Source organism: Pseudomonas palleroniana, assembly GCF_003031675.1.
GTDB classification, from domain to species: domain Bacteria; phylum Pseudomonadota; class Gammaproteobacteria; order Pseudomonadales; family Pseudomonadaceae; genus Aquipseudomonas; species Aquipseudomonas palleroniana.
Genome location: NZ_PYWX01000034.1, coordinates 107,638 through 130,040, shown reverse-complemented (window position 1 = coordinate 130,040; position 22,403 = coordinate 107,638). Strand labels below are relative to the sequence as shown.

Below are 22,403 nucleotides of genomic sequence, written 5' to 3'. Positions count from 1 at the left end.
ACGGGAGGAAATGTGAGTAACCGAGGTGAGCAGGCACTGCTCAAACAATCGACCATCCTGATGTTCGCCGTTGCGATCGCCGGGATTGTCACGGGTGTGATTTCTGGCGCCCAATCCATTTTATTCGACGGCTTTTTCTCGCTGATCGCCACCGCTATCAAGGTGTTGATGCTGATCACGGCCAAGCTGATCGCGAAAAAAAGCAACGAGCGTTTCCAGTTCGGTTATTGGCACCTGGAGCCGATGGTGCTGCTGATCGAAGGCAGCTTCCTGCTGCTGATCGCCATCTACGCGTTTCTCAACGGTGTGTTCGGCATTATCAATGGCGGGCGTGAGATCGAGTTGGGGCTGGTGATCCTCTATGCGGCGGTGTTTACCGTCGTCGAGTTCGCCTACTTTTTTTACGTGCGCTATCGCAATCGCCGGCTGAAATCGTCACTGATCCAGTTCGATAACATCAGCTGGCTGGTGGACGCGATGCTGTCGGTGGGCTTGCTGATCAGCTTTCTCGCTGCCCTGTTGCTCAAGTCCCAGGGCTATGGCGAGTGGGCGGTGTATGTCGACCCATTGATTCTGATCCTGCTGGCCCTGAGCATGCTGGCCCCGGCCTTGAAGATCCTGCGCCCGGCGCTGCGCGAGGTGCTGGGGATCGCCCCGGACCAGTTGGACGACACCGTGCGCGAAGTGATGGACGCGGCGCAGGCCCGACATGGTTTCGACGACTACGTGTCTTACGTACAGAAGCACGGGCGTGCACGGTTTATCGAGATTCATGTGGTACTGCCGGCGGATTACCCGGTGGATAACATCGCGACGCTGGATCGGCTGCGCGAAGAGATATCCACAGGGCTCGGCACGCCGGATGCGGCGCGCTGGCTGACGATCAGCTTTACCGCAGATCGCAAGTGGATTGCATGAGGCCCTGGTAGCAGGTCGCCAAGTGGTAAGGTGTGGTCGACGGCATGTCCCGTCGGCTCACGTCGCCCTTGGCATCCAGGCATTCATGCCAGCCTTTGTCATGCAGGAAGCGTTGTTGCAGCGCCAGCAACTGGCGTTGCAACACTGCCTCACTGCCCGGTCGCAGGGTCAGTGCCCGCAGGTATTCGGCCTGGGCCCAGATCCGTTGGGTGCCGTCGCGCACATGGCCGTCGAGGGCAAGCATGCCGCTGACCGCGCCGCTGGCTTTATCCACACCCTTGAGTTCGGCGTAGGCAAATGCCCGCGACAACGCTGCATGCAGCGGCGTGCCGCGCAGCACGGGTGAAGACTCCAGCAAAAAGAACCATTCGAACTGGTGCCCCGGCTCAAACCAGTTATCCACAGCGCCCAGCGGTTTTTCCATCATCACGCCGTGCTGAGGATCGATAAAGCGCTTGTGCAGCGCACCTGCCAAATCCAGCAGCGCATCTTGGGTGACTGCATCTTCACGCACCGCCAGCGTCGCGAGGAAGCCTTCGGCGAGGTGCATCAGCGGGTTTTGCAACGGGCCGGATTTGAGGGATGACCAGTTGCGCTCCAAGACCGCTTCGTACAGGCCGTCGCCGGTAGCGAAACGTTCGGCGACCACTGACAGGGCGGCGTCCAGCACGGATTCGACCAACGGCTCGCGCACCTTGGCCCAGTAGTGGGCGCAGGCGAAGATGATGAAGGCGTGGGTGTACAGGTCTTTGCGCTTGTCCAGCGGCTGGCCGGTCGGGTCGATGCTGTAGAACCAGCCACCGTGCTCGGCGTCATGGAAATGCCGTTGAAGGGAGCGGAACAGCGCCGCTGCACGCTCTTGGGCAAAGGCGGCGCCCGGCTCGCCGATCAGGCTGGCGAACAGGTACAACTGCCGGGCGCAGGCCATGGCGCGGTAGCGTTGCGGGGGCAGTGGCCGGTGATCGGCGTCCAGCGCCTCGTAGGGCAGCGCCAGGTCGGCATTCCAGCCCGGGCCTTGCCAGAGTGGCACGATCAGGTCATGGAAGTGCGCGAGCACAGAATTCAAGGAGGGTTGGGAAGCGATGGGCATCAGCTGGCGTCGTCACGGCAGGGGTGTAGGCGCGCATGGTAGCAGGCTTGGGTTCTGTGGTGTCCGGTCTACCGCTATCGGGAGCAAGCCCCCTCCCACACTTAGCGGTAGTGTGGGAGGGGGCTTGCTCCCGATAGCGCCTTTACAGGCACTGCAATATTCAGCCGGCGAGCAGCCACATCCCCGTCGCCGCCGATGCCGCACCGGCGACTCGCACCAACGGCGCGGCCGCCGCCGGCAGGAAGCGCACCACCGCATAACCGGCAGCGTGCAGGGCAGCGGTTGCACCGACGAACCCTGCCGCATACGCCCAAGGGCTGGACATATCCGGCAGTTCCAAGCCATGCGCCACGCCATGGAACAACGCAAACAGCGCCGTCGCCCCCACGGCCACGAACAATGGCGGCCGCACCGCCAAGGCAACGGCCAGGCCCAATGCCAGCACCGAGGCGGCAATCCCGCTTTCCAATGCCGGCAACTGCAGTCCTTCGAAGCCCAGCAAGCCACCGATCAGCATGGTGCCGACAAAGGTACAAGGCAGTGCCCAGCGCGCATTGCCTGTTTGCTGCGCCGCCCACAAGCCGACCGCAACCATGGCCAGCAAATGGTCGATACCGCCCAGTGGGTGGCTGATGCCGGCCACCAGGCCATTGTCGCCATGGCCCGGGTGGGCGAAGGCGAGGGCGGGGGCCAGCAGCAGGCTGGCGGCGGCGAAAAGTTTCTTGAGGCTCATATAAGGCTCCTTAAAGGGATGATCAGGCGGCGGTCAGCAAACCCTGACGCTCGATAAAGGCGACGATGTCATCCAGGCCGACGCCGGTTTTCTGGTTGCTGAACACAAAGGGTTTACCGTTGCGCATCCGCTGGGTGTCGCTGTTCATCAGTTCCAGCGAGGCGCCCACCAGCGGCGCCAGGTCGATCTTGTTGATCACCAGCAAGTCGGATTTGCAGATGCCCGGCCCGCCTTTGCGCGGCAGTTTGTCGCCGGCGGACACATCGATGACATAGATGGTCAGGTCCGACAGTTCCGGGCTGAAGGTCGCCGACAGGTTGTCGCCGCCGGACTCCACCAGGATCAGGTCCAGGCCGGGAAAGCGACGGTTGAGCTGGTCCACCGCTTCGAGGTTGATCGAGGCATCTTCACGAATCGCCGTGTGCGGGCAGCCGCCGGTTTCCACGCCGATGATGCGCTCAGGCGCCAAGGCTTGGTTGCGTACCAGGAAGTCGGCGTCTTCGCGGGTATAGATATCGTTGGTGACCACCGCCAGGTTGTAGCGGTCGCGCAGCGCGAGGCACAGGGCCAGGGTCAGCGCGGTCTTGCCGGAGCCCACCGGGCCACCGATGCCGACACGCAGGGGTTGTGTGTTCATGTGTCTCTCCAAGATAAACCGCTCCTAGGAACGGAACAGGCGGCTGTACTGGCGTTCGTGGGCCATACACGCCAGGGACAGGCCGAACGCGGCGCTGCCGAAGTGGTTGGGGTCGATATGCGTGGCATCCTGCTGGGCTTGTTGCAGCAACGGCAGCAGTTCGCTGGTCAGGCGTTGAGCGGCCTGCTGCCCCAGGGGCAGGGTTTTCATCAGCACGGCCAATTGGTTTTCCAGCCAGCTCCACAGCCAGGCGGCGAGGGCGTCGTCGGGGCTGATGTGCCAGGCGCGTGCCGCCAGCGCCCAGCCCAGGGCCAGATGCGGTTCGGCGCACGGCTCAAGAAATGTACGGGCGGCGGCATCCAGCTCGGGCAGGCCGTTGAGCAGTTGTTGCAGGGAATAGCCCATCTGGCGGCTTTCCTGATACAGCTCGCGGGTCTCACGGCTGGCGCGATGTTCTTCGCATAGCTGCGTGAGGCGCGACCAATCCTGTGCGGCGGCGGCGTTGCAATGGGCGAGCAGCAGCGGCGCTTCGAAGCGGGCGAGGTTGAGCAGCAACTGGTCGCTGATCCATCGCTGGGCGCTGGCCGCATCCTTCACACGGCCATTTTCCACGGCCATTTCCAGGCCCTGGGAATAGCTGTAGCCGCCAATCGGCAATTGCGGACTGGCCAGGCGCAGCAAGGCCCAGGCTGGGTTCATGGGCGCACGCCGAACTGGTGCAGCTTGGGCGGGTAGTTGAAATCCTCATCGCCATGGCGCGAGTGGTGGTGGCCACCGCCGTAGGCACCGTGCTCCGGCTGAAAGGGCGCTTCGATGGTTTGCGTCTGTGCCCCCAGTTGTTCGAGCATGGCCTTGAGCACGTAGTCATCGAGCAGGCGCAACCAGCCGTCCCCGACCTGCAGCGCCACATGGCGGTTGCCCAGGTGGTAAGCCGCCCGCGTCAGTTCAAAGGCACTGCTGCAGGTGACGTGCAGCAGTTGTTCAGGCCTGGCGCACACGCGTACGACGCGTCCGTCTTCGGCCTGCAGGAATTCGCCATCGTGCAACGGGGGCTGGCCACGCTCCAGGAAAAGGCCGACGTCTTCACCGTCGGCACTGAAACAGCGCAGGCGGCTTTTGCTGCGCGCTTCAAAATTCAGCAGCAACTCGGCGGCCCAGAGGGCTTGGGGGGCGATTCGGCGGTGGATCACCAGCATCAGAAAGCTTCCGGCTAAGAGCGATGAAACAGCTAGAGCAAGGGGCTTGCCAACCTGGATGGGAAGTAGGAATTGCCTGTAGGTAAGTACGGCGGCGCCACCTAATAGGGCGTCGGAATATTCTGAGAGTGGTCCAATTTGGTGCGTTGATAGGCTTGGCGCACCCGTCATGGGCGTTTTCGGATTTGTCCTACAGGTACTCAGGATTTGCCGTTCAAGACGTTACCGACATGATCATTAGGCTGTGCGTCGTGTTTAATCCACTGCGACGTTCATCATGTTTAGATCATTGTGTTGTTTAGTACTCATCAGCCTGTCTTTTGTCATCTCATCGGCTTCGGCTTCGTTGCAGCCCCACCCCAGCTTCAGTACCTCGCTGAAGGAAACGGCAATCGACGATATCGTCGACCGCGCTCATGAACTATTGGGCACGCCGTACAAATGGGGCGGCACGTCAGTGCAACAGGGCTTCGATTGCAGCAGTTTCCTGGTCTACCTGTTCAAGACCGAAGCCCAGATCCAGATCCCCCGCACCACGGCCGCGATGCACCGCTCCTCGGCTCCAACCATCAAACGCAACGCCCTCAAGCCTGGCGACGCGGTGTTTTTCAAAGGCAATGGGCGCGGTCAGGTCAGCCATGTCGGCCTTTATATAGGCGAGGGTAAATTCATCCATTCGCCGCGCACCGGCAAGAACATCCGCATCGACTCGTTGAGCAACCGCTACTGGAACAAGAACTACACCACGGCCAAGCGCTTTCACTCAGCGGGCTGATGGCGTCATTCGGTGCTGCCCAGGCCTTGCCAGTGCTTCAAGCCGATAAAGATAAAGCGCAATTGCTGGGTGATTTTCGCCTGGGGCGTGAGGTGTGCGGGCAACGCATGGGCGGGTGGGTCAATGATGTCGGGCAGGGTGGCGAAGACGCTCTTGACGATCAAGTCGGCCATCACATGCAAGCCTTCGGCATCCAGGTGTTGCAGCTTGGGCATCAGGGTGAGGTCCGCCGCCAGGTCGCGGGTGATGTCTTCGCGCAGTGCGCCGATGGCTTGGCGCACGGCCAGGCAACCACCGTATTGCTCGCGTGCCAGAAACAGGAACTGTGAGCGATTGGCCGACACCACGTCCAGAAAGATACGTACCGAGGCGTCAATAATGCCGCCCATCACGAATTCGTTGTGGCGTACCAGGCGAATCGTGGCGCGGAAGGTCTGGCCCACTTCACTCACCAACACCAGGCCAAGCTGGTCCATATCGGCAAAGTGACGGTAGAAGCCGGTAGGCACGATCCCCGCCTTCTTGGCCACTTCGCGCAGGCTCAGGCTGCCAAACCCTCGGCCACCCTCCATCAGATGGCGGGCTGCGTCCATCAGGGCGAGGCGGGTCTGTTGCTTCTGTTCGGCGCGGGGCAGCATGGGCGGGAGGGCTTAAGTCGGCAAGTACAGCGACGCACTCTAGCAAAAGCGCTTTGCCGGCGTCGAACTTGGCGAGAACAATGCGTGACGCGGTCTATATAAAAGCAAAAGCCCGATCGGCTGATCGGGCTTTTTTCTGGGCCACCACGGGCTTAGCTCTGTGCTTGATGCAGTTCTTGCAGACGGTCTGCACCACCTTCAGCAACGCCGTCGGTGTAAGCACGTTTGTTGGCTTGCTCTGCGCCGCCTTCTACCAAACCTTTCTCTTGCAGGCGATCATAGCCACCTTCAGCAACGCCTTCGGTGTAGGCGCGTTTGTTGGCGTGTTCCGAACCATTTTCAGCCACAGCGCCTTTGGCGTAGTCGCGATTTTCGTCTTCTTGCGAACCGCTGCGGGCCAGGGTTTGGCTGGATTGCACGGCTTGGGCTTTGTTCTGTGGAGTCGCTTGTTCGGCGGCTGGCAAGGCAAAAGCACTGGAAGCCAGGACGGACAGCAGTACGGTAGCGAGTATTTGGCGTTTCATGATAGTTGCTCCTTGGGAGGGCGATAAATTGGGTACAGGGCTAATGCTACTCTTGATAAGTCGATATAAAAGTTCATAAACACAATGGTAATAATCAACGGAATTGATTGTTCCGTGCAGAGGCTCTAGCGCGGGCCTCTCAAGCCCGCGCTTTTGCACCGTGGTGGGTATTTTCGACACGAAGACGGGTAACAATGGTGCGCTGTTGATGATGTAAATTGTCTGTTCGGTCAGAAAAATAGCTTTTTGCGGCTAAAACCGCAGACCGGTTAAACCCCCAGGCGGTTTGCCAGTCACAGCTTTATAAGCGGCTCCAAAGGAGCAGCCTTGCCAGTCGTATTCAGGAGTCCTGTGCAATGACGCGCACTCGTAAAATTGTGGTTTGGAGCTGCGCCAGCTTCGTTCTGTTAATCGCCGTGGTGGTAGTGGTCCTGGCATTCTTTGACTGGAACCGCATCAAGCCGCCCCTCAATGCCAAAGTCTCCGAAGAACTGCATCGCCCGTTCGCCATCAACGGCAACCTCGCGGTGGTGTGGCAGCGTGAGCCCGATGAAGGCGGTTGGCGCGCCTGGGTACCGTGGCCTCATGTGATCGCCGAAGACCTGACCCTGGGCAACCCCGACTGGTCGAAAAAGCCGCAGATGGTCACGCTCAAGAAAGTCGAGTTGCGTATTTCGCCCCTGGCGTTGCTGGTGCAGCGCGTGGTGATCCCGCGTATCGACCTCACCGAGCCGAGTGCCGACTTGCAACGCCTGGCTGACGGCCGCGCCAACTGGACGTTCAAGTTCGACCCCAAGGATCCGAATGCCGAACCTTCGAGCTGGGTGGTGGACATCGGTGCCATCGGCTTCGACAAAGGCCATGTGACCCTTGACGACCAAACCCTCAAGACCCAGCTGGACGTCATCATCGATCCGCTGGGTAAACCCATTCCTTTCGGTGAGATCGTCGGCGATGCCGATGCCAAGAAGGCCCTGGAAAAAGGCTCGGCGCCCCAGGACTATGCGTTCGGGCTCAAGGTCAAAGGCCAGTATCACGGCCAGAAACTCGACGGCACCGGCAAGATCGGCGGCCTGCTGGCGTTGCAGGACGCCGCCAAGCCATTCCCGTTGCAGGCCCAGGTGCAGGTGGCCGACACCCGTATAGCGCTGGCCGGCACCCTCACCGATCCGCTGAACCTCGGCGCCCTCGACCTGCGCCTGAAACTCTCCGGCAGCAGTTTGGGCAACCTGTACCCGTTGACCGGTGTAACCCTGCCGGACTCCCCGGCCTATTCCACCGACGGTCACCTGATCGCCAAGCTGCATGAAGCCAGCGGCGCGTCCTTTCGCTACGAAAACTTCAACGGCAAGATCGGCAACAGCGATATCCACGGCGACCTGGGCTATGTAGCCAGCCAGCCACGGCCAAAGCTCACGGGCACTTTGCTCTCCAACCAACTGTTGATGGCCGACCTCGCGCCCTTGATCGGCGCGGACTCCAATGCCAAGCAGAAAGCCCGTGGCGGCGCGAGCAAGCAGCCGGCAACGAAGGTCCTGCCGGTGGAAGAGTTCCGCACCGACCGCTGGCACGATATGGATGCCGACGTGGAGTTCACCGGCAAACGCATCGTGCACAGTGCCGAGCTGCCCTTCACCGACCTCTATACGCATCTGGTGCTCAATGACGGCCAGCTCAGCCTCGAACCCCTGCGTTTCGGCGTGGCGGGCGGCAAGCTGGATGCGCAGATTCGCCTGAACGGCCGCACCACACCGATGGAAGGCCGCGCCAAACTCACCGCGCGCAACTTCAAGCTCAAGCAGTTGTTCCCCACCTTCGAACCGATGAAAACCAGCTTTGGTGAACTCAACGGCGACGCGGATATTGCCGGGCGCGGCAACTCCGTGGCGGCGCTGCTGGGCACCTCCAACGGCGACTTGAAGATGTTGATCAACGATGGCGCCATCAGCCGTGGCCTGATGGAGATCGCCGGGCTTAACGTGGGCAATTACGTGGTGGGTCGCTTGTTCGGCGACAAGGAAGTGAAGATCAATTGCGCGGCGGCCGATTTCGGCATCAAGACCGGCTTGGCGACCACGCGGCTATTTGTGTTCGATACCGAGAACGCCATCATCTACATCGATGGCACGGCGAATATGGCCACGGAGCAGTTGGACCTGACCATCACGCCGGAATCGAAAGGCTTCCGCCTGTTCTCCCTGCGTTCACCGTTGTACGTCAATGGGCCGTTCATCAAGCCCAACGCCGGGGTAAAAGCCATTCCGCTGGCCTTGCGGGGGGCGGGGATGGTGGCGCTGGGTGTGATCGCGGGGCCCGCTGCGGGGTTGCTGGCGTTGGTCGCACCGAGTGGCGATGAACCCAACCAGTGCGCGCCGTTGCTGCAGCAGATGAAGGAAGGCAAGGCGCCGAAAACCGTAAAAGGTTAAGGCACCCAATCTCCATCCAAAATGTGGGAGGGGGCTTGCTCCCGATGGCGGTGAGTCAGTCAATTGCGATATCGACTGATTCACCCTCATCGGGAGCAAGCCCCCTCCCACAGAGACAGCGTTAAGCCTTAGCTGACTGGCATTAAGGCAAGCCCCCTCCCATATTGGCCATGCATGTTGCCGGGTTACAGGCTTTCCAGAATGTCGGCCATGTCGTCGGCATGCTCTTCTTCCTGGGCGAGGATTTCTTCGAAGAGGCGGCGGGTGGTCGGGTCTTTATCGCCGATGTACTGGATGATTTCGCGGTAGCTGTCCACTGCGATACGCTCGGCCACCAGGTCTTCGTAGACCATCTCTTTCAGCGAGTTGCCGGCCACGTACTGGGCGTGGGAGTTTTTCGTCAGCAGGTCCGGGTTGAACTCCGGCTCACCGCCCAGCTGCACAATGCGTTCGGCAAGTTTGTCGGCGTGCTCGGCTTCCTGGGTCGCGTGTTCAAGGAATTCATCGGCGGCAACGGAGGCTTTGATGCCGCTGGCCATGAAGTAGTGACGCTTGTAGCGCAGTACGCAGACCAATTCAGTGGCCAACGATGCGTTGAGCAAGCGGATGATTTCTTCGCGGTCGGCATCGTAGCCTTCGGTGACGGCACCGTTTTCGACGTTCTGGCGGGCGCGGCTGCGCAGGGTGGCGACGTCGGTCAAATTTGCTTGGGTCATCTCGATCTCCTGGTACTAATCCGGTGTTGCGCCACGCTCTGCCGGCGTGATCGCGTCCAGTTGTGAGTCCCAGGCAAGGGCAAAAGTTTTATCGGATTTATCGACAGCGTCATAAGTCGGACTTGAGGCTGGGCTAGGCTGCAGGCATTGGGTTTCGAGGAAACTTGCCTCATGTCGCATTCGTTGGCCACACGTTACCCCCTGGTATTGGTCCCCGGCATGCTGGGCTTTGTGCGCCTGGGCGGGTTTCCATACTGGTACGGCATAGTCCCGGCGCTGCAGGCGGGCGGGGCGCAGGTCTTTCCTGTGCAAGTCGCGCCACTCGATTCCAGCGAGGTGCGCGGCGAGCAATTGCTGGTGCACATCGAGCGCATTCGCCGTGAGACCGGCGCCGACAAGGTCAACCTGATCGGCCACAGCCAGGGCGCGCTCACTGCTCGCTATGCAGCGGCCAAGCACCCGGAATGGGTGGCATCGGTGACCTCGGTGGCCGGCCCCAACCACGGCTCGGAACTGGCCGACCATTTCCATCTCCATTACCCGCCCGAGGGTGTAAAAGGTCGCATCATCAGCTCGCTGTTTCATCTGGTCGCCTGGGGCATGGGCGTGCTGGAGACCGGCTATCGCGGGCCGCGCTTCAAGGCGGATCTGCGCGCCTCGCATCAGTCACTGACTAGCGAGGGCGTAACGCTGTTCAATCGCCAGTACCCACAGGGGCTACCCCAGGCATGGGGCGGGCAGGGCCCGGAGGAGGTCAACGGTGTGCGCTATTACTCGTGGTCGGGCACCTTGCAGCCGGGCATCACCGACCGGGGGCGCAACCTGTTCGACGGGAGCCATCGAAGCTGCCGCTTGTTCGCCCGCAGCTTTGTGCGGGAAAAGGGCCAGTGCGACGGCATGGTCGGGCGCTACAGCTCGCACCTGGGGGTGGTGATCGGTGACGACTATGCCTTGGATCACTTCGATATCGTCAACCAATCCATGGGCCTGGTGGGCAAGGGCGCCGAGCCTATCCGCTTGTTTGTCGAGCATGCGCGGCGCTTGAAGGATGCCGGGGTTTAAAGCGTGATGAGTTCAGGCCGCCCTGACCGGTGTGGTCCAGCGCTCCGACAGAATCACCCCACCCAACGTCAGCAAACCGCCCACCAAGTGATACAGCGCCAACTCTTCTTTCAATACCAACGCTGCGATCAGCGCCGTGATCAACGGCAGCAGGTTGAAAAACAGCGTGGTGCGGCTGGGGCCCAGGGTCTTCACCGAGTGCATCCAGGCCAACGGCGCAAGCATCGAAGCCAGCAAGCAGGCGTACAGCACCAGTGGAATATTCGCCCAGCCCAAGCCGGCCTTGGCCGAGAACAGGAACAGCGGAAACAGCACTACCACGGCCACCAGCACTTGCAGATACAGCAACACCAGCGGTGGCAGGCGCAACTGCCATTTTTTCAACAGGGTGCTGTAGACCGCGTAGGCGAGCGTGGCCACCAGCATCATGCCGTCGCCCAGGTTGACCCCATGTTGCAGCAGCGCGCCCAGGCTGCCGGCCGACACCACCACGACCACGCCGGCAAATGACAGCACCGCACCGGTAAGGGCGCCGAAGGTGAGACGCTGGCCGAGGCTGATGATCGCGGCGGTCAGTGCCATCAACGGCATCAACGACAAGATGATGCCCATGTTGGTCGCGCTCGTCAGGGACGCTGCGTAGTACGCCAGGCTCTGGTACACGGCCATGCCGAGCACGCCGAGGATAAAGACCTTGCCCAGGTTCGGGCGGATGTTCGACCAATGGGCAATCACCGGCTTGAGCATGAACGGGGTGAACAACAGTGCCGCCAGCAGCCAGCGATAAAAGCCGATCTCCGACGGGAAAATCGAGCCCACGGCCAGTTTGTTGACAACGGTGTTGCCGGCCCAGATAAAAATGGCCAGCAGGGGATACGCGTATTGCATCGAGAGAAACCTGGTGTATTGACGAGGCGCGATTATCCGCTGTCTGGATAGCGGCTTATACTGCAAACCAGACAACCGACCCTTGTATCCAGACAACATGGCCAGACATACCGTACGCCTCGCGGATTTCCGCCAGCTGCCAAGCCCCGTGTACTTCCGTTACTCCGATTTCGCCCCCGATACCGAGTGCACCCCACACGAGCACTTCTGGGGATCGCTGGATTATTCCGCCAGCGGCGTCATGCGCATGGAGGTGGCGGGCAGCCGCTTCATGTCGCCCCCGCAGTATGCGGTGTGGGTGCCGCCGCATACCGAGCACAGTTCCTACAATGCCGAGGCGATCGTCTACCATTCGGTGGGCCTGGCCCCGGAGCTCTGCGAGCAACTCCCTGCGCAGCCGTGCACCCTGGCCATCAGTGACATCCTCAAGGCCATCCTGCGCGATTTCGCCCAGCGCGGCGTCAATATCCCGCAGGCCGACGCTGATATTCGCCTGGCCCAGGTGCTGGTCGACCAGCTCAAGCAAGCACCGATCCACGATTGCTTTCTGCCTTACGCACGCCATCCCGGGCTGTTGAGTGTGTTGGAAGGCATGCAAGCCGAGCCCGGCGATAATCGGCCGTTGGCACAATGGGCCGAGCACGTGCACGTCAGCGAGCGCACCCTGGCGCGGCAATTTGTGCGGGAGTTGGGCATGAGCTTCGGTGAGTGGCGCCAGCGTTTGCGCTACCTGGCCGCCATCGAGGCGCTGGACAGCGAACGCAGTGTGCAACACGTCGCTTTTGACCTCGGCTATAGCACCGCGTCGGCCTTCATCGCCATGTTCCAGCGCCACGCCGGTTGCACGCCGGAGCAGTACCGTCGGTCAAATATTCGCGGACGCTGAAGATGTAACAGGTTTTGGCTACACTGCTCGTAGGCCGTGCCCCTTCGGCACGGTAACAGGGAGAAAACTCCATGAAGATGTTGCGTGTTCCGCTGTTGATGATCGGTTTGTTGCTGTGTTCCCAGAGCTTTGCCGAGACCGCTCAGCAAAACAAAATGACCACCTGTAACGCCGATGCCACCACCAAGGCGCTCAAGGGCGATGAGCGCAAAGCCTTCATGAGCACATGCCTCAAGGCCGCCCCGGCTCCGGCTGCGAAAACCCTGACCCCTCAGCAGCAAAAGATGAAAGACTGCAATGCCACGGCGAAAACCCAGGCCTTGACCGGCGATGCGCGCAAGACTTTTATGAGCACTTGCCTGAAGAAGTAATAGCCCCAAGCCATAGAAGGCTGCGACACTCGCACACAGCCCTCTGCTGCCGGGGCGAGCGACTTCGTTCCGGCAGCAACATCCTTTAACGTCGTTCGTTTTGAGGCTGTATGCCAACGTTTTCTCAGCGTCACGTATTGTTGCTGGTCAGTTGCATCATCATTTTCGGCGGGTTGCTGCTGGTCCTGCCATTGAAACTACTGCCTAGCCTGCTGGCGGGTTTGCTGGTGTATGAGCTGGTCAATATGCTCACCCCGCAATTGCAACGGCTGATCGAAGGGCGACGTGCGCGTTGGCTCGCGGTGGCCTTGCTCGGCACATTGATCGTCAGCGTTCTGACGCTGATCTTCGCCGGTGCCATCAGCTTCCTGCTCCACGAAGCGGAAAACCCCGGGGCTTCCCTCGACAAATTCATGGGGGTGGTCGACCGCGCACGCGGCCAGTTGCCGCCGTTCCTCGATGCCTACTTGCCCGCCAGCGCCGCCGAGTTCCGCGTGGCCATCGGCGACTGGCTGAGCAAACACCTGAGCGAACTGCAACTGGTGGGCAAAGATGCCGCCCACATGTTCGTCACCCTGCTGATCGGTATGGTGCTCGGTGCGATCATCGCCTTGCAGCGCGTGCCCGACCTGACCAAACGCAAACCCCTGGCCGCCGCGCTGTTCGACCGTCTGCACCTGCTGGTCCAGGCGTTTCGCAACATCGTCTTCGCCCAGATCAAGATCGCCGCGCTCAACACCGCCTTCACCGCCGTGTTCCTGGCCGTGGTGCTGCCTTTGTGCGGCATCCACCTGCCGTTGACCAAGACCCTGATCGTGCTGACCTTCCTGCTGGGCCTGCTGCCGGTGATCGGCAACCTGCTGTCCAACACCCTGATCACGATCGTGGCGTTGTCGCTGTCGATTTGGGTGGCGGTCGCGGCGTTGGGGTATCTGATCGTGATCCACAAGGTCGAGTACTTTCTCAACGCGCGCATTGTGGGCGGGCAGATCAGCGCCAAATCATGGGAGCTGCTGTTGGCGATGTTGGTATTCGAGGCGGCGTTCGGCTTGCCGGGCGTTGTAGCGGGGCCGATTTACTATGCGTATCTCAAGAGTGAGCTGAAGCTCGGGGGGATGGTTTAAGGCTTTTGCTGTCTGGGCCGGCCCCATCGGGAGCAAGTCGAATCGTCGCACCGCCCCTCCCACACTTTGACGAGTGTACACATTCAAGTGTGGGAGGGGGCTTGTTCCCGATGAGGGCGCCACGGTCTTCCAGCTGAAACTCAGTAGCCGTACCGCTTGCTGGCTTCAATCGCCAGCCCACTGCCGATACTGCCGAAGATATTCCCTTCCACATGCCGCGCCTTCGGCAGCATCGCCGAGATGCTCTGGCGCAGTGCCGGAATACCGCTGGAACCGCCGGTAAAGAACACCGTGTCCACCTGTTCGACGCCTACGCAGGCGTCGTTGAGCAACTGCGTCACGCTACCGCGCACCCGCTCCAGCAGGCTGTCGATGGACGACTCGAACAAGGCACGGCTGAGGTCGACGCTCAGGCCTTTTTCGATACGGTCCAGTGGCACATGGCGGTTTTCTTCGTGGGTCAGCTGGATCTTGGTCTCTTCCACTTCCATCGCCAACCAGTGGCCGGCACGCTGTTCGATCAGCTTGAACAGCCGGTCGATGCCGCCGGTGTCTTCGATGTCGTAGCGCATGCTGCCCAGCGCCAGCTGGGATTTTTGCGAGTACACCGAGTTGATGGTGTGCCAGGTCGCCAGGTTCATGTGATGGCTGGTGGGCATATAGGCGCCGCTTTTCATGCGGCTGCCATAGCCGAACAACGGCATCATGCCGGCCAGCGACAATTGTTTGTCGAAGTCGGTGCCGCCGATATGCACGCCGCCGGTGGCGAGGATGTCGGCGTGGCGATTATCGACGGTGCGGCGCTCGGGACTCAGGCGCACCAGGGAAAAGTCTGAAGTACCGCCGCCGATGTCGACGATCAGCACCAACTCTTCTTTTTCGATGGTGGACTCGTAGTCGAATGCCGCCGCAATCGGTTCGTACTGGAACGAGACTTCCTTGAAGCCCAGCTTGCGCGCCACCTCCACCAGAGTGTCTTCGGCTTCTTTGTCGGCCAGCGGGTCATCATCGACGAAGAACACAGGGCGGCCCAGCACAACCTCCTCGAACTCGCGGCCGGCGGTGGCTTCGGCGCGATTCTTGAGCTGGCCGATAAACAGGCCCAGCAAGTCCTTGAACGGCATCGCAGTGCCCAGCACGCTGGTGTCGTGCTTGATCAGCTTGGACCCCAGCAGGCTCTTGAGCGAGCGCATCAAACGGCCTTCGTAGCCTTCGAGGTACTCGTGCAGGGCCAGGCGGCCGTAGACCGGACGACGTTCCTCGATGTTGAAGAACACCACCGACGGCAGGGTAATCTTGTCGTCTTCCAGCGCGATGAGCGTTTCCATGCCGGGGCGGATCCAGCCGACGGTGGAGTTGGACGTGCCGAAGTCGATGCCGCAGGCACGGGCTGGGGAGGGGCTGTTCATGTCTATCGGGTTCCGGTCGAAAAAACGGCCGCGCAGTGTATGCCAGTCGAAGGCGGATGCGTAGGCCAACGCTCTGTTAAATCGTGCTTGAAAGTGCGCAATTTGCCCCCACATCTGTTGCATACGGCAAGCGCCGATAACACTTTGACGCACTCCCAGGCCACAAGACTCAACAGGTGCAAAGCAGCGCACGTTGTGCCCCGGGCTGTGCGATCCCGATTTAGGATGGTGAACCGCCGATGGATTTCAAAGACTACTACAAGATATTGGGCGTTGAGCCGAGCGCGGACGACAAGGCAATCAAGGCCGCTTATCGCAAGCTCGCGCGCAAATATCACCCTGATGTGAGCAAGGAAAAAGACGCCGAGGAGAAATTCAAAGACGCGTCCGAAGCCTACGAGGCGCTCAAAAGCGCCGACAAACGTGCGGAGTACGATGAACTGCGCAAATACGGCCAGCATGGCCAGCCGTTTCAGGGGCCGCCGGGCTGGCAGAGCCGTGGCGGTTTCGGCGGCGGCCAGGATGCGGGCGATTTTTCGGACTTCTTCAGTTCGATCTTCGGCTCGCGTGGCGACGCTTTCGGCGGTGGCCAGCGCCGACCTGCCGGGCGTAAAGGCCAGGACGTGGAGATGCAACTGACGGTGTCCCTCGAGGAGACGCTGTCTGCCGAGTCCAAGCAGATCAACTTCCAGGTGCCGCAATATGACGCCTCGGGCCGTCACGTCAGCAACACCACCAAGAGCCTGAATGTGAAGATCCCCGCCGGCGTGGCCGACGGCGAGCGCATCCGCCTCAAGGCGCAGGGCGCGCCGGGTATTGGCGGTGGGGCCAATGGCGACCTGTACCTGATCATCAAGTTCGCGCCGCACGCCAAATTTGAAGTGGACGGCGAAAACCTGGTGATCAACCTGCCGCTGGCGCCATGGGAATTGGCGCTGGGTGCCGAGGTGGCGGTGCCGACTCTCACCGGCAAGATCAACCTCAAGGTGCCGGCCGGCAGCCAGAATGGTCAGCGCATGCGCGCCAAGGGCCACGGTTTGCTGAACAAGGCCGGGCAGCGGGGTTACCTGTTCGTGCAGCTCAAGGCGGTGATGCCGAAGGCGGCTGACGATGAGGTCAAGGCGCTGTGGCAAGAGCTGGCGCAGAAAGCCGCGTTCAACCCGCGCGAAAACTTCTGACCCTCAGTGCAGCGCCCCGGCGGGGGGCGCTGCATGGCGACAACTATCTACGCCCGACCGCCGCGATTGACGTGATGTGCTAGCGCTCCCATCTATTGGAGCGACACCATGCCCGACGTCACCCGCCCTGCCGTTTCATCCGGCATTCACGGCGCTTTCCTCACGCGCGCCATCCCGCCCTGGTTTTCCCAGGCTCGCCTGCCCCGCCAGCAAGCACTGGCCGACCATGCCCTGGTCATCCCCGCCTGGTACATCAAGGCCACCGCCGCACAAAAAAGCGCCTTGGCCGCCAGCCATGCCAAATACCGCACGCTCTTCAATCAGGTCGATGCCACCCTTGCAACGATCCAGGATGTCCAGGCATTCGCCGAGCCGCTGCTCAAGGCCGCGATCAAGGAGCGTTTCAAGCTCGATATAGACGTGCGCAACGTCTACCTGGCGCGCAAATTCGCGGCTGGCGCCCGTGATGATTTCTATGGGTTTTTCACCCTGGACCGCACCCGCACCTCGCGGCTGGATGAAGAGTATCGAGGCGTTTCATTACTGGAGGTGGCCCTCACCAACTTCCTGCCCGAAGAAGAAAAGCCTGCGGCTTGCGCCGATTGCGAAATCATCACCGGGTGGAGCAATTACGACGGCGAGGTCATTGCAGATTTCGCGGCGGTCAACTCCCAGGCCAAACCCATCGCGCCCGCCGCGTTCGCCACACTGTGCCGCAGCCTGGATCTGGGGCGCCTGTACCAGCAACACATCAAGGCCATCCTGCTGCCCAGGAGTGTTATCGAACGCCAGACACTCGCCAGCCAATTGCAGGAACACGAGCGCCAGCAACTGGCGCTCAGCGTTGAAATTGCCTGGCAGCAATTTGCCAAAAAGCCTAACAGCTACGTGGTCGGCGCGGGGATCGGCCACGATGTCTATCAGATGCTCAAGCACGTCCTGGCCGCCAAAGCCGTGCCGACGCTGGATGGCCGCCCAGCCATGTTCGCCAACCTGCAATTACTCGGCGTGGCGCTGGTCGGCCCGCTGTTGATCGGCCCCTCGCGCATCCGTGCGGCGCGGGTCGAGCGCCTGGTGGTGTATCTGCCCGATGACCCGCAGCAGCCGCTGAAGGAGTACGCCAACCTGTATGAATTTCTGGCCGACCTGGGTGGCCGCTTGAAAGACACTGAGTACCGGCGCTATTTCAGCCGGTTCGTGCCGGTGTCTGAACAAGGTGAGTTCTTCCGACAGCTCAATGCGTTGTATCAGTCGTCGCGACTGCCTCAACCGCCTGACTGGCGGATGGGCGAAGCGACCATCAAGGGCGATCTGTGGCAGCACCGCTACCAGGCCAGTGTCGACAAAATCCTCGCTGATGCCCGCGCCGTGGCGGTGCCCACCGACGACGAAGACGCCAAGGCCCGCGCGGCGCGAATGGAGGGATTCAAGGACGCCGTGGTCAGCGTGTTCAACCTGGCCTCCTTTGTGGTGCCGGGCCTGGGGCCGATCATGCTGGCGGTGGGCGCGCTGCAGATGTGCGAAGAAGTGTATGAAGGCATCGAAGCCTACGAACAAAGCGAAATCCGCGAAATGTGGGCGCACTTTTCCAGTATTGCGCTGAACGTGGCCATGCTTGCCACCGGCGCTACGGTACTGCCCCAAGTGCAAATGTCCGGCGTGGTGGATGCGCTCAGGCCGGTGATCCTGGCCGACGGCAAGCAAAAGCTGTGGCGGGCGGACCTGTCGGCGTATCACCAGGACCTCAAGCTTGAGGGCCAGGCCAACCCGCTGGGGCAGTACGCAGTCGCCGGCAAACATTATCTGCGCCTGGGCGACAAGGTGGTCGAGCACGCCTTTGATGAGTCGACGCAGCGCTGGCGCATCCAACACCCCAGTGATGCACTGGCCTATCAACCGCCACTGGTGCATAACGGCGCCGGTGCTTGGCGTCAGGTGCATGAGCAGCCGCTGGCGTGGGACCGCCTGACATTACTGCGGCGTATGGGGCCGATTGTCGACGGCTACAGTGACGCCGCGTTGCTCAGGGCCGCCGATATCAGCGGGGTCAGCGACAGTAGCCTGCGCAAGATGCATCTGGACAACGCCGCGCCGCCGCCTGAGTTGGCCGATACCCTGCGCCTGTTCGAGGCCGAACGAGGCGTGCAGCAGGTCTTGGCGCAGTTGGAGGGCAAGCAGCCGATCGATGAACGTTACCTGTACGCCCCGGCACTGGTCTGCGAATTACCGCGCTGGCCCGTGGGGCGAGTGCTGCAAGTGTTCGAGAACGCCGAGCTGAGCGGCCCTTCGATTCAATACGGCAGCCAGCATTTACCTTCGGAGGGCACGGCCAAGGCGCCGATCAAAATCAGCCGCGCCGACGTGCTCGGCGGCCAGTTGCCGGTGCGTCTCCTCGCGTCCCTCGATGGTGCGGAAATCACCCGTTTGCTGGGCGGTGAAGCGGCCCGTGTCGAAGCCGCCCGGCCCGAGGAGTTTCGCAAGCAGTTGGCCGACTTTGCCCGTACCCGCCAGCCGGCGTTGTTCGAAAGCCTCTACCAAGGCCGAGCGGCCAAGGACCCCGATGTACAGAAACTGCAGCGCCTGACCCCAGGTTTAAGTGAACCGGCGGCGCAAAGTGTGCTGGACCACGCCTCTGCTGAGGAGTTGACCCGCCTGCGCACTGCGCGCGCGCCTCTGTCACTGTTGGAACAATCACGTTGGCATGCACGCCAGGGGCGCGTCAGCCGAGCACTGGCCGGATTGCATATGGACAACCTGGCCGCCACTGACAGCAAACGCCTGGCCCTGCATGCCCTCGGCCAATTGCCGGGCTGGCCGGACGACCTGCGCCTGGAAATCCGCGACGGCGGCATCGACGGGCAGTTGATTGCAGGCGTTGGCGACACCCGCGCCACGCAGCGCAAATACCTGGTCAAGAAAGGCCCGTCCTACCAAGCCTTCAACGAGCGTGGCGAAACCCTCAACAGCGTGCCCAGGGACAGCGACAATTTTTACCCGTCGTTGATGCATGCCTTGCCGGATGCCGCCCGCCAGGCCCTGGGCATTGCCGAGGTGGCCCGCAGTGCCGAGTTGCGCCAGGCGATCACCGAGTATGCGCTCGCCCACCCGGCCGACGCGGTGCAGGTCCTCGACAGGCGCCTGCCGCGCCTGCGACCGCCGCAGCGTATCGGCCGGATGCGTTTGGGCTACCCGGCCAGTGGTCGCGGGGAAGGGCAAGCGCCGGCACTGGTCAGACGAGTGCGGGACGTTTACCCGCAACTGACGGAGCAGCAGGCCAATGGGTTTATTCTCGAACAACTGCGCGCGGGTAAGAGCAACTCGCAAATTCTCAGCCTGCTTGATGATCGCCTGAGCGAATGGCAACGCCTGGAAGCCAGGCTCGACCAGTGGGTTGCCGCACGTGGTGGTAACCGCAGAAGCAAGCAGCGCGCAGCCCTGAGCATCAAGGACAGTTGGCGCAACGCGCCGCTGGCCGCCGAAGACCCACGCTATACGGCACTGGAAATCTCGGCCCAGGATCGACTGCCGGCGTTATTGGATGCCGATTTTTCCCATGTGCGTAAGTTGCGGATTAGCGGGGATACCCCAACGGATCGCGACATCAACCAGATGCTGGAGCGTTTTCCCAATGTGCGCGAACTCAGGCTGGATGTGCCCTCGGAGCGTGTACCCCATCTACCCTCGGGCGTGCATCGCCTGCCCGAGCTGAGGGCGCTGACCCTCGACGGCCTCGTGGAATTCCAACCCCAAGCGGCCGCCGAATTGGCGAGCCTGGTCAACCTGCATTCGCTGAAGCTGCATCGCGTACTCACCTCGTTCGATCATCTGGATGTTCGCCCGCTGACCCAGCTGCGCGAACTGACGATTTCCGACACCCACCAGGGCCACTTTCCAGAAAGCACGTTGGACCTGCCTCAACTCGAACGCCTGAACTTGCAATACTCGACCGTGCGGCAATTACCTGCGCGTCTGCTCCAGCCGGGGCATGAAAAGCTTTGGGCGGGCCTGTCGCTGGACTGGTCGAAATTGACGCGAGAAAACTTCAAGCCGGCTTATGAGTACATCAAGAACCACCCCCAGCACGAGGTCGACCTGGAGCACATGGTGGCCGGGCATGCCATGGGCCAGATCGAGCGAATGGGCCAGTTCATTGCGCCGGTCACGTACCACCCGAGCTCGCGTCTGTATGTCTTGATCGACAGGATTGTCGATCGCTGGCCGGACGCCCAGACCCGCTTCGAAGCCGTCGAGGCGTTCAGCGATGAATACGCAGCGCAGTTGCGTGAACTGGAGCAATGGCATGACAGGGGGACGTCGGTGGCCGTGAGGTTGGGCAGGCAACAAACGATACGGATGTTTATGGCTTGTTGGGTTGAAGGTTTGATGAAGCGTTATGACGTATCAGGGGTTTCCACGAGCCTGGACCTCTCCGGCGTACCCACTGACGAACTGCGGGACCTGCCTGTCCTCAGCGGTGATTTCTCCCATGTGACTGCGCTAGTAATGGGAGCGGAGCGGTCTCTTTGGCAGTTGAACTACGATTTTCGCAACAGCTTTTCCGGCGTACCGCCTCTGGATACCGTCTACAGGCAAACGTCGGAATCGGGTGCGTCATTGAGGCCCATACTTTGGCCGTCCAGGGTCAGAGAAAGGAACGAGACACCGCTTGCTCCGGCGCCTGAGCCTTTGAATTGGGCGACTGGGATTCCACGGCCGGACTACCACATTGACAGCACGGATGATTCGCCTCTCGGGAGCCCCCTGTCCAGCCCTCGTGTAATGAGACCGATGCAGCGCGCAAGGACCTTGCCGGATATTGAACCGGATAGCGATGAAGAGACCTTGGGAACTCATGTGTCATCTGCTCAAGGCTACGAGGTGCTTGCGCAGGATGACTCTAGTAGTACGGAGTTGTTGCCCTGGGTCTTCAGTTTGTCTGTGCCCGAAACTCACGTGCGCAGTAAGCAGTGGCTGCAATTGGCAAGCGAGCCCGACAATCAGGCGTTTTTCCATTTGCTGGCCCGGCTGCGGTTATCCGCAGACTATCGCGCGGACTCCGCCGACCTGACCCGCCGCGTATGGACGGTGATCGAGGCCGCCACTGCCAATACCGAATTGCGTCAATTGCTGTTCAGCCTGTCGAGCACGCACGGTACCTGCGCGGACGGACGCATGCTGACCTTCAGCGAGCTGGAAGTGAAGGTGTTCGAGTACCAGGCGGTACAGGAGATCGACCCGCATGACCTGCCGGCCAGAGGCGCGGCATTGCTACGCCTGTCGCGGCGCCTGTTTCGCCTGGGCGAGGTGGAGAAACTGGCGGATGGAGTGGCGGGAGCGAATGTGGACAAGGCCGAAGTGCGCCTTGAATACCGCCTTGGCCTCAAGGCCCCACTGGACTTGCCCGGGCAGCCGCAGGGCATGCTGTCCGGCCTGCCGATCCGGGGTCAGGTGCTGAAACAGGCGATTGAAATCGTACAGCAGGCCGAACAGGGCGAGCCGTTTTACGAAGACCTGATCAGCCGCAGCTACTGGGTGGATTACCTCAAGGCCAGATACCCCGAGTCGTTCGACACCCTCGAGCGCGAGTCCGAGCAGCGTCGCTCGCGCCTGGAGGATGAGCATCAGGCTCTGGACGAAGCCTACGGTGCGGCGGTGACCGCGTTGCAGATCGAACTCGACACCACGCGCAACCAACGGCTGCTGGCCTTATCACGCCAGGAAGTCGCAGCCCTCGAGGCCACCGCCTGAGGCGGCAGTTCAGTGCCGCTGTGCGGTAACTAAGCAGGCACTGTGGCGCACGGTCGTTGCGTAGGCTGAGGTTTCCATCAGTGA

The 22,403-nt window shown here is 61.4% G+C and carries 19 protein-coding genes; 9 read left to right on the top strand and 10 right to left on the bottom strand.

Translation table 11 applies throughout. From position 1 onward, the window contains the following. Positions 1-12: 12 nt before the first annotated feature. Positions 13-918 carry a cation diffusion facilitator family transporter gene (locus C9383_RS12940; RefSeq protein ID WP_060755077.1) on the top strand — a complete coding sequence of 302 codons (906 nt, stop codon included), beginning with the start codon at positions 13-15 and terminating at the stop codon, positions 916-918. On the opposite strand, the gene C9383_RS12935 is transcribed toward C9383_RS12940, so the two are convergent. The 5 genes from C9383_RS12935 to ureE all read right to left on the bottom strand — a co-directional run bounded on the left by C9383_RS12935 (position 890) and on the right by ureE (position 4,574). Continuing rightward, on the bottom strand, positions 890-2,008 hold the full coding sequence (locus C9383_RS12935; protein WP_090367110.1) for an AGE family epimerase/isomerase: 1,119 nt from the start codon (positions 2,006-2,008) through the stop codon (positions 890-892). The two genes, C9383_RS12940 and C9383_RS12935, sit on opposite strands and share 29 nt — an antisense overlap. A 160-nt stretch (positions 2,009-2,168) precedes the next feature. Next, a complete protein-coding gene (locus C9383_RS12930) occupies positions 2,169-2,741 on the bottom strand; it encodes a HupE/UreJ family protein (RefSeq protein WP_090367108.1) in 573 nt (190 codons plus the stop codon). Positions 2,742-2,763: 22 nt separating this feature from the next. Then, positions 2,764-3,378, bottom strand: a complete 615-nt coding sequence (gene ureG / locus C9383_RS12925; protein ID WP_003188109.1) for an urease accessory protein UreG — start codon at positions 3,376-3,378, stop codon at positions 2,764-2,766. Between the two features lie 24 nt (positions 3,379-3,402). Then, positions 3,403-4,077 (bottom strand): urease accessory protein UreF, encoded by a 675-nt coding sequence (locus tag C9383_RS12920; protein WP_090367105.1) that lies wholly within the window; start codon positions 4,075-4,077, stop codon positions 3,403-3,405. After that, complete coding sequence (gene ureE, locus C9383_RS12915) at positions 4,074-4,574, bottom strand: urease accessory protein UreE (RefSeq protein WP_060755073.1); 501 nt, start codon at positions 4,572-4,574, stop codon at positions 4,074-4,076. The genes C9383_RS12920 and ureE overlap by 4 nt, the downstream gene beginning before the upstream one ends. Positions 4,575-4,851: 277 nt before the next feature. Between ureE and C9383_RS12910 the strand changes: the two genes are divergently transcribed. Further along, positions 4,852-5,349 carry a C40 family peptidase gene (locus C9383_RS12910; RefSeq protein WP_090367103.1) on the top strand — a complete coding sequence of 166 codons (498 nt, stop codon included), beginning with the start codon at positions 4,852-4,854 and terminating at the stop codon, positions 5,347-5,349. Positions 5,350-5,354: 5 nt separating this feature from the next. Here the strand turns inward: C9383_RS12910 and C9383_RS12905 are convergent, their stop codons facing one another. Further along, entirely contained in the window at positions 5,355-5,987 is a 633-nt protein-coding gene (locus C9383_RS12905) for a TetR family transcriptional regulator (protein ID WP_090367101.1), read from the bottom strand. 152 nt (positions 5,988-6,139) lie between these two features. Continuing rightward, a complete protein-coding gene (locus C9383_RS12900) occupies positions 6,140-6,511 on the bottom strand; it encodes a hypothetical protein (RefSeq protein WP_060755070.1) in 372 nt (123 codons plus the stop codon). 356 nt (positions 6,512-6,867) lie between these two features. Here C9383_RS12900 and C9383_RS12895 point away from each other — a divergent pair, with 356 nt between their 5' ends. Further along, positions 6,868-8,937 carry an AsmA family protein gene (locus C9383_RS12895; RefSeq protein ID WP_090367099.1) on the top strand — a complete coding sequence of 690 codons (2,070 nt, stop codon included), beginning with the start codon at positions 6,868-6,870 and terminating at the stop codon, positions 8,935-8,937. Positions 8,938-9,122: 185 nt separating this feature from the next. Here the strand turns inward: C9383_RS12895 and C9383_RS12890 are convergent, their stop codons facing one another. Next, a complete protein-coding gene (locus tag C9383_RS12890) occupies positions 9,123-9,653 on the bottom strand; it encodes a ferritin-like domain-containing protein (RefSeq protein WP_060755068.1) in 531 nt (176 codons plus the stop codon). Between the two features lie 171 nt (positions 9,654-9,824). On the opposite strand from C9383_RS12890, the gene C9383_RS12885 reads away from it, so the two are divergent. Next, entirely contained in the window at positions 9,825-10,715 is an 891-nt protein-coding gene (locus tag C9383_RS12885) for an esterase/lipase family protein (RefSeq protein ID WP_090367097.1), read from the top strand. Between the two features lie 12 nt (positions 10,716-10,727). On the opposite strand, the gene C9383_RS12880 is transcribed toward C9383_RS12885, so the two are convergent. Beyond that, positions 10,728-11,603, bottom strand: a complete 876-nt coding sequence (locus C9383_RS12880) for a DMT family transporter (RefSeq protein ID WP_060755064.1) — start codon at positions 11,601-11,603, stop codon at positions 10,728-10,730. 97 nt (positions 11,604-11,700) lie between these two features. On the opposite strand from C9383_RS12880, the gene C9383_RS12875 reads away from it, so the two are divergent. From C9383_RS12875 to C9383_RS12865, 3 genes are all read left to right on the top strand, one after another. Next, positions 11,701-12,489, top strand: a complete 789-nt coding sequence (locus C9383_RS12875; RefSeq protein WP_090367096.1) for an AraC family transcriptional regulator — start codon at positions 11,701-11,703, stop codon at positions 12,487-12,489. Positions 12,490-12,560: 71 nt separating this feature from the next. After that, complete coding sequence (locus tag C9383_RS12870; RefSeq protein ID WP_060755062.1) at positions 12,561-12,860, top strand: PsiF family protein; 300 nt, start codon at positions 12,561-12,563, stop codon at positions 12,858-12,860. 110 nt (positions 12,861-12,970) lie between these two features. Then, the gene (locus tag C9383_RS12865; RefSeq protein ID WP_090367095.1) at positions 12,971-13,984 is read left to right on the top strand and encodes an AI-2E family transporter; all 1,014 of its coding nucleotides are present in this window, start codon (positions 12,971-12,973) and stop codon (positions 13,982-13,984) included. 140 nt (positions 13,985-14,124) lie between these two features. On the opposite strand, the gene C9383_RS12860 is transcribed toward C9383_RS12865, so the two are convergent. Continuing rightward, a complete protein-coding gene (locus C9383_RS12860; protein WP_060755060.1) occupies positions 14,125-15,393 on the bottom strand; it encodes an Hsp70 family protein in 1,269 nt (422 codons plus the stop codon). 239 nt (positions 15,394-15,632) lie between these two features. Here C9383_RS12860 and C9383_RS12855 point away from each other — a divergent pair, with 239 nt between their 5' ends. After that, complete coding sequence (locus C9383_RS12855; RefSeq protein WP_090367094.1) at positions 15,633-16,571, top strand: DnaJ C-terminal domain-containing protein; 939 nt, start codon at positions 15,633-15,635, stop codon at positions 16,569-16,571. Between the two features lie 108 nt (positions 16,572-16,679). After that, entirely contained in the window at positions 16,680-22,319 is a 5,640-nt protein-coding gene (locus tag C9383_RS12850; protein WP_090367092.1) for an NEL-type E3 ubiquitin ligase domain-containing protein, read from the top strand. Positions 22,320-22,403: the final 84 nt, after the last annotated feature.

Coding starts and splice junctions, on each gene's coding strand:
- C9383_RS12930 (WP_090367108.1), bottom strand. CDS start 2,741: ATGAGCCTCAAGAAACTTTTCGCCGCCGCCAGCCTGCTGCTGGCCCCC.
- C9383_RS12900 (WP_060755070.1), bottom strand. CDS start 6,511: ATGAAACGCCAAATACTCGCTACCGTACTGCTGTCCGTCCTGGCTTCC.
- C9383_RS12895 (WP_090367099.1), top strand. CDS start 6,868: ATGACGCGCACTCGTAAAATTGTGGTTTGGAGCTGCGCCAGCTTCGTT.
- C9383_RS12885 (WP_090367097.1), top strand. CDS start 9,825: ATGTCGCATTCGTTGGCCACACGTTACCCCCTGGTATTGGTCCCCGGC.
- C9383_RS12855 (WP_090367094.1), top strand. CDS start 15,633: ATGGATTTCAAAGACTACTACAAGATATTGGGCGTTGAGCCGAGCGCG.
- C9383_RS12850 (WP_090367092.1), top strand. CDS start 16,680: ATGCCCGACGTCACCCGCCCTGCCGTTTCATCCGGCATTCACGGCGCT.
- C9383_RS12865 (WP_090367095.1), top strand. CDS start 12,971: ATGCCAACGTTTTCTCAGCGTCACGTATTGTTGCTGGTCAGTTGCATC.
- C9383_RS12935 (WP_090367110.1), bottom strand. CDS start 2,008: ATGCCCATCGCTTCCCAACCCTCCTTGAATTCTGTGCTCGCGCACTTC.
- C9383_RS12880 (WP_060755064.1), bottom strand. CDS start 11,603: ATGCAATACGCGTATCCCCTGCTGGCCATTTTTATCTGGGCCGGCAAC.
- C9383_RS12910 (WP_090367103.1), top strand. CDS start 4,852: ATGTTTAGATCATTGTGTTGTTTAGTACTCATCAGCCTGTCTTTTGTC.
- C9383_RS12920 (WP_090367105.1), bottom strand. CDS start 4,077: ATGAACCCAGCCTGGGCCTTGCTGCGCCTGGCCAGTCCGCAATTGCCG.
- C9383_RS12860 (WP_060755060.1), bottom strand. CDS start 15,393: ATGAACAGCCCCTCCCCAGCCCGTGCCTGCGGCATCGACTTCGGCACG.
- ureE (WP_060755073.1), bottom strand. CDS start 4,574: ATGCTGGTGATCCACCGCCGAATCGCCCCCCAAGCCCTCTGGGCCGCC.
- C9383_RS12890 (WP_060755068.1), bottom strand. CDS start 9,653: ATGACCCAAGCAAATTTGACCGACGTCGCCACCCTGCGCAGCCGCGCC.
- C9383_RS12905 (WP_090367101.1), bottom strand. CDS start 5,987: ATGCTGCCCCGCGCCGAACAGAAGCAACAGACCCGCCTCGCCCTGATG.
- ureG (WP_003188109.1), bottom strand. CDS start 3,378: ATGAACACACAACCCCTGCGTGTCGGCATCGGTGGCCCGGTGGGCTCC.
- C9383_RS12870 (WP_060755062.1), top strand. CDS start 12,561: ATGAAGATGTTGCGTGTTCCGCTGTTGATGATCGGTTTGTTGCTGTGT.
- C9383_RS12875 (WP_090367096.1), top strand. CDS start 11,701: ATGGCCAGACATACCGTACGCCTCGCGGATTTCCGCCAGCTGCCAAGC.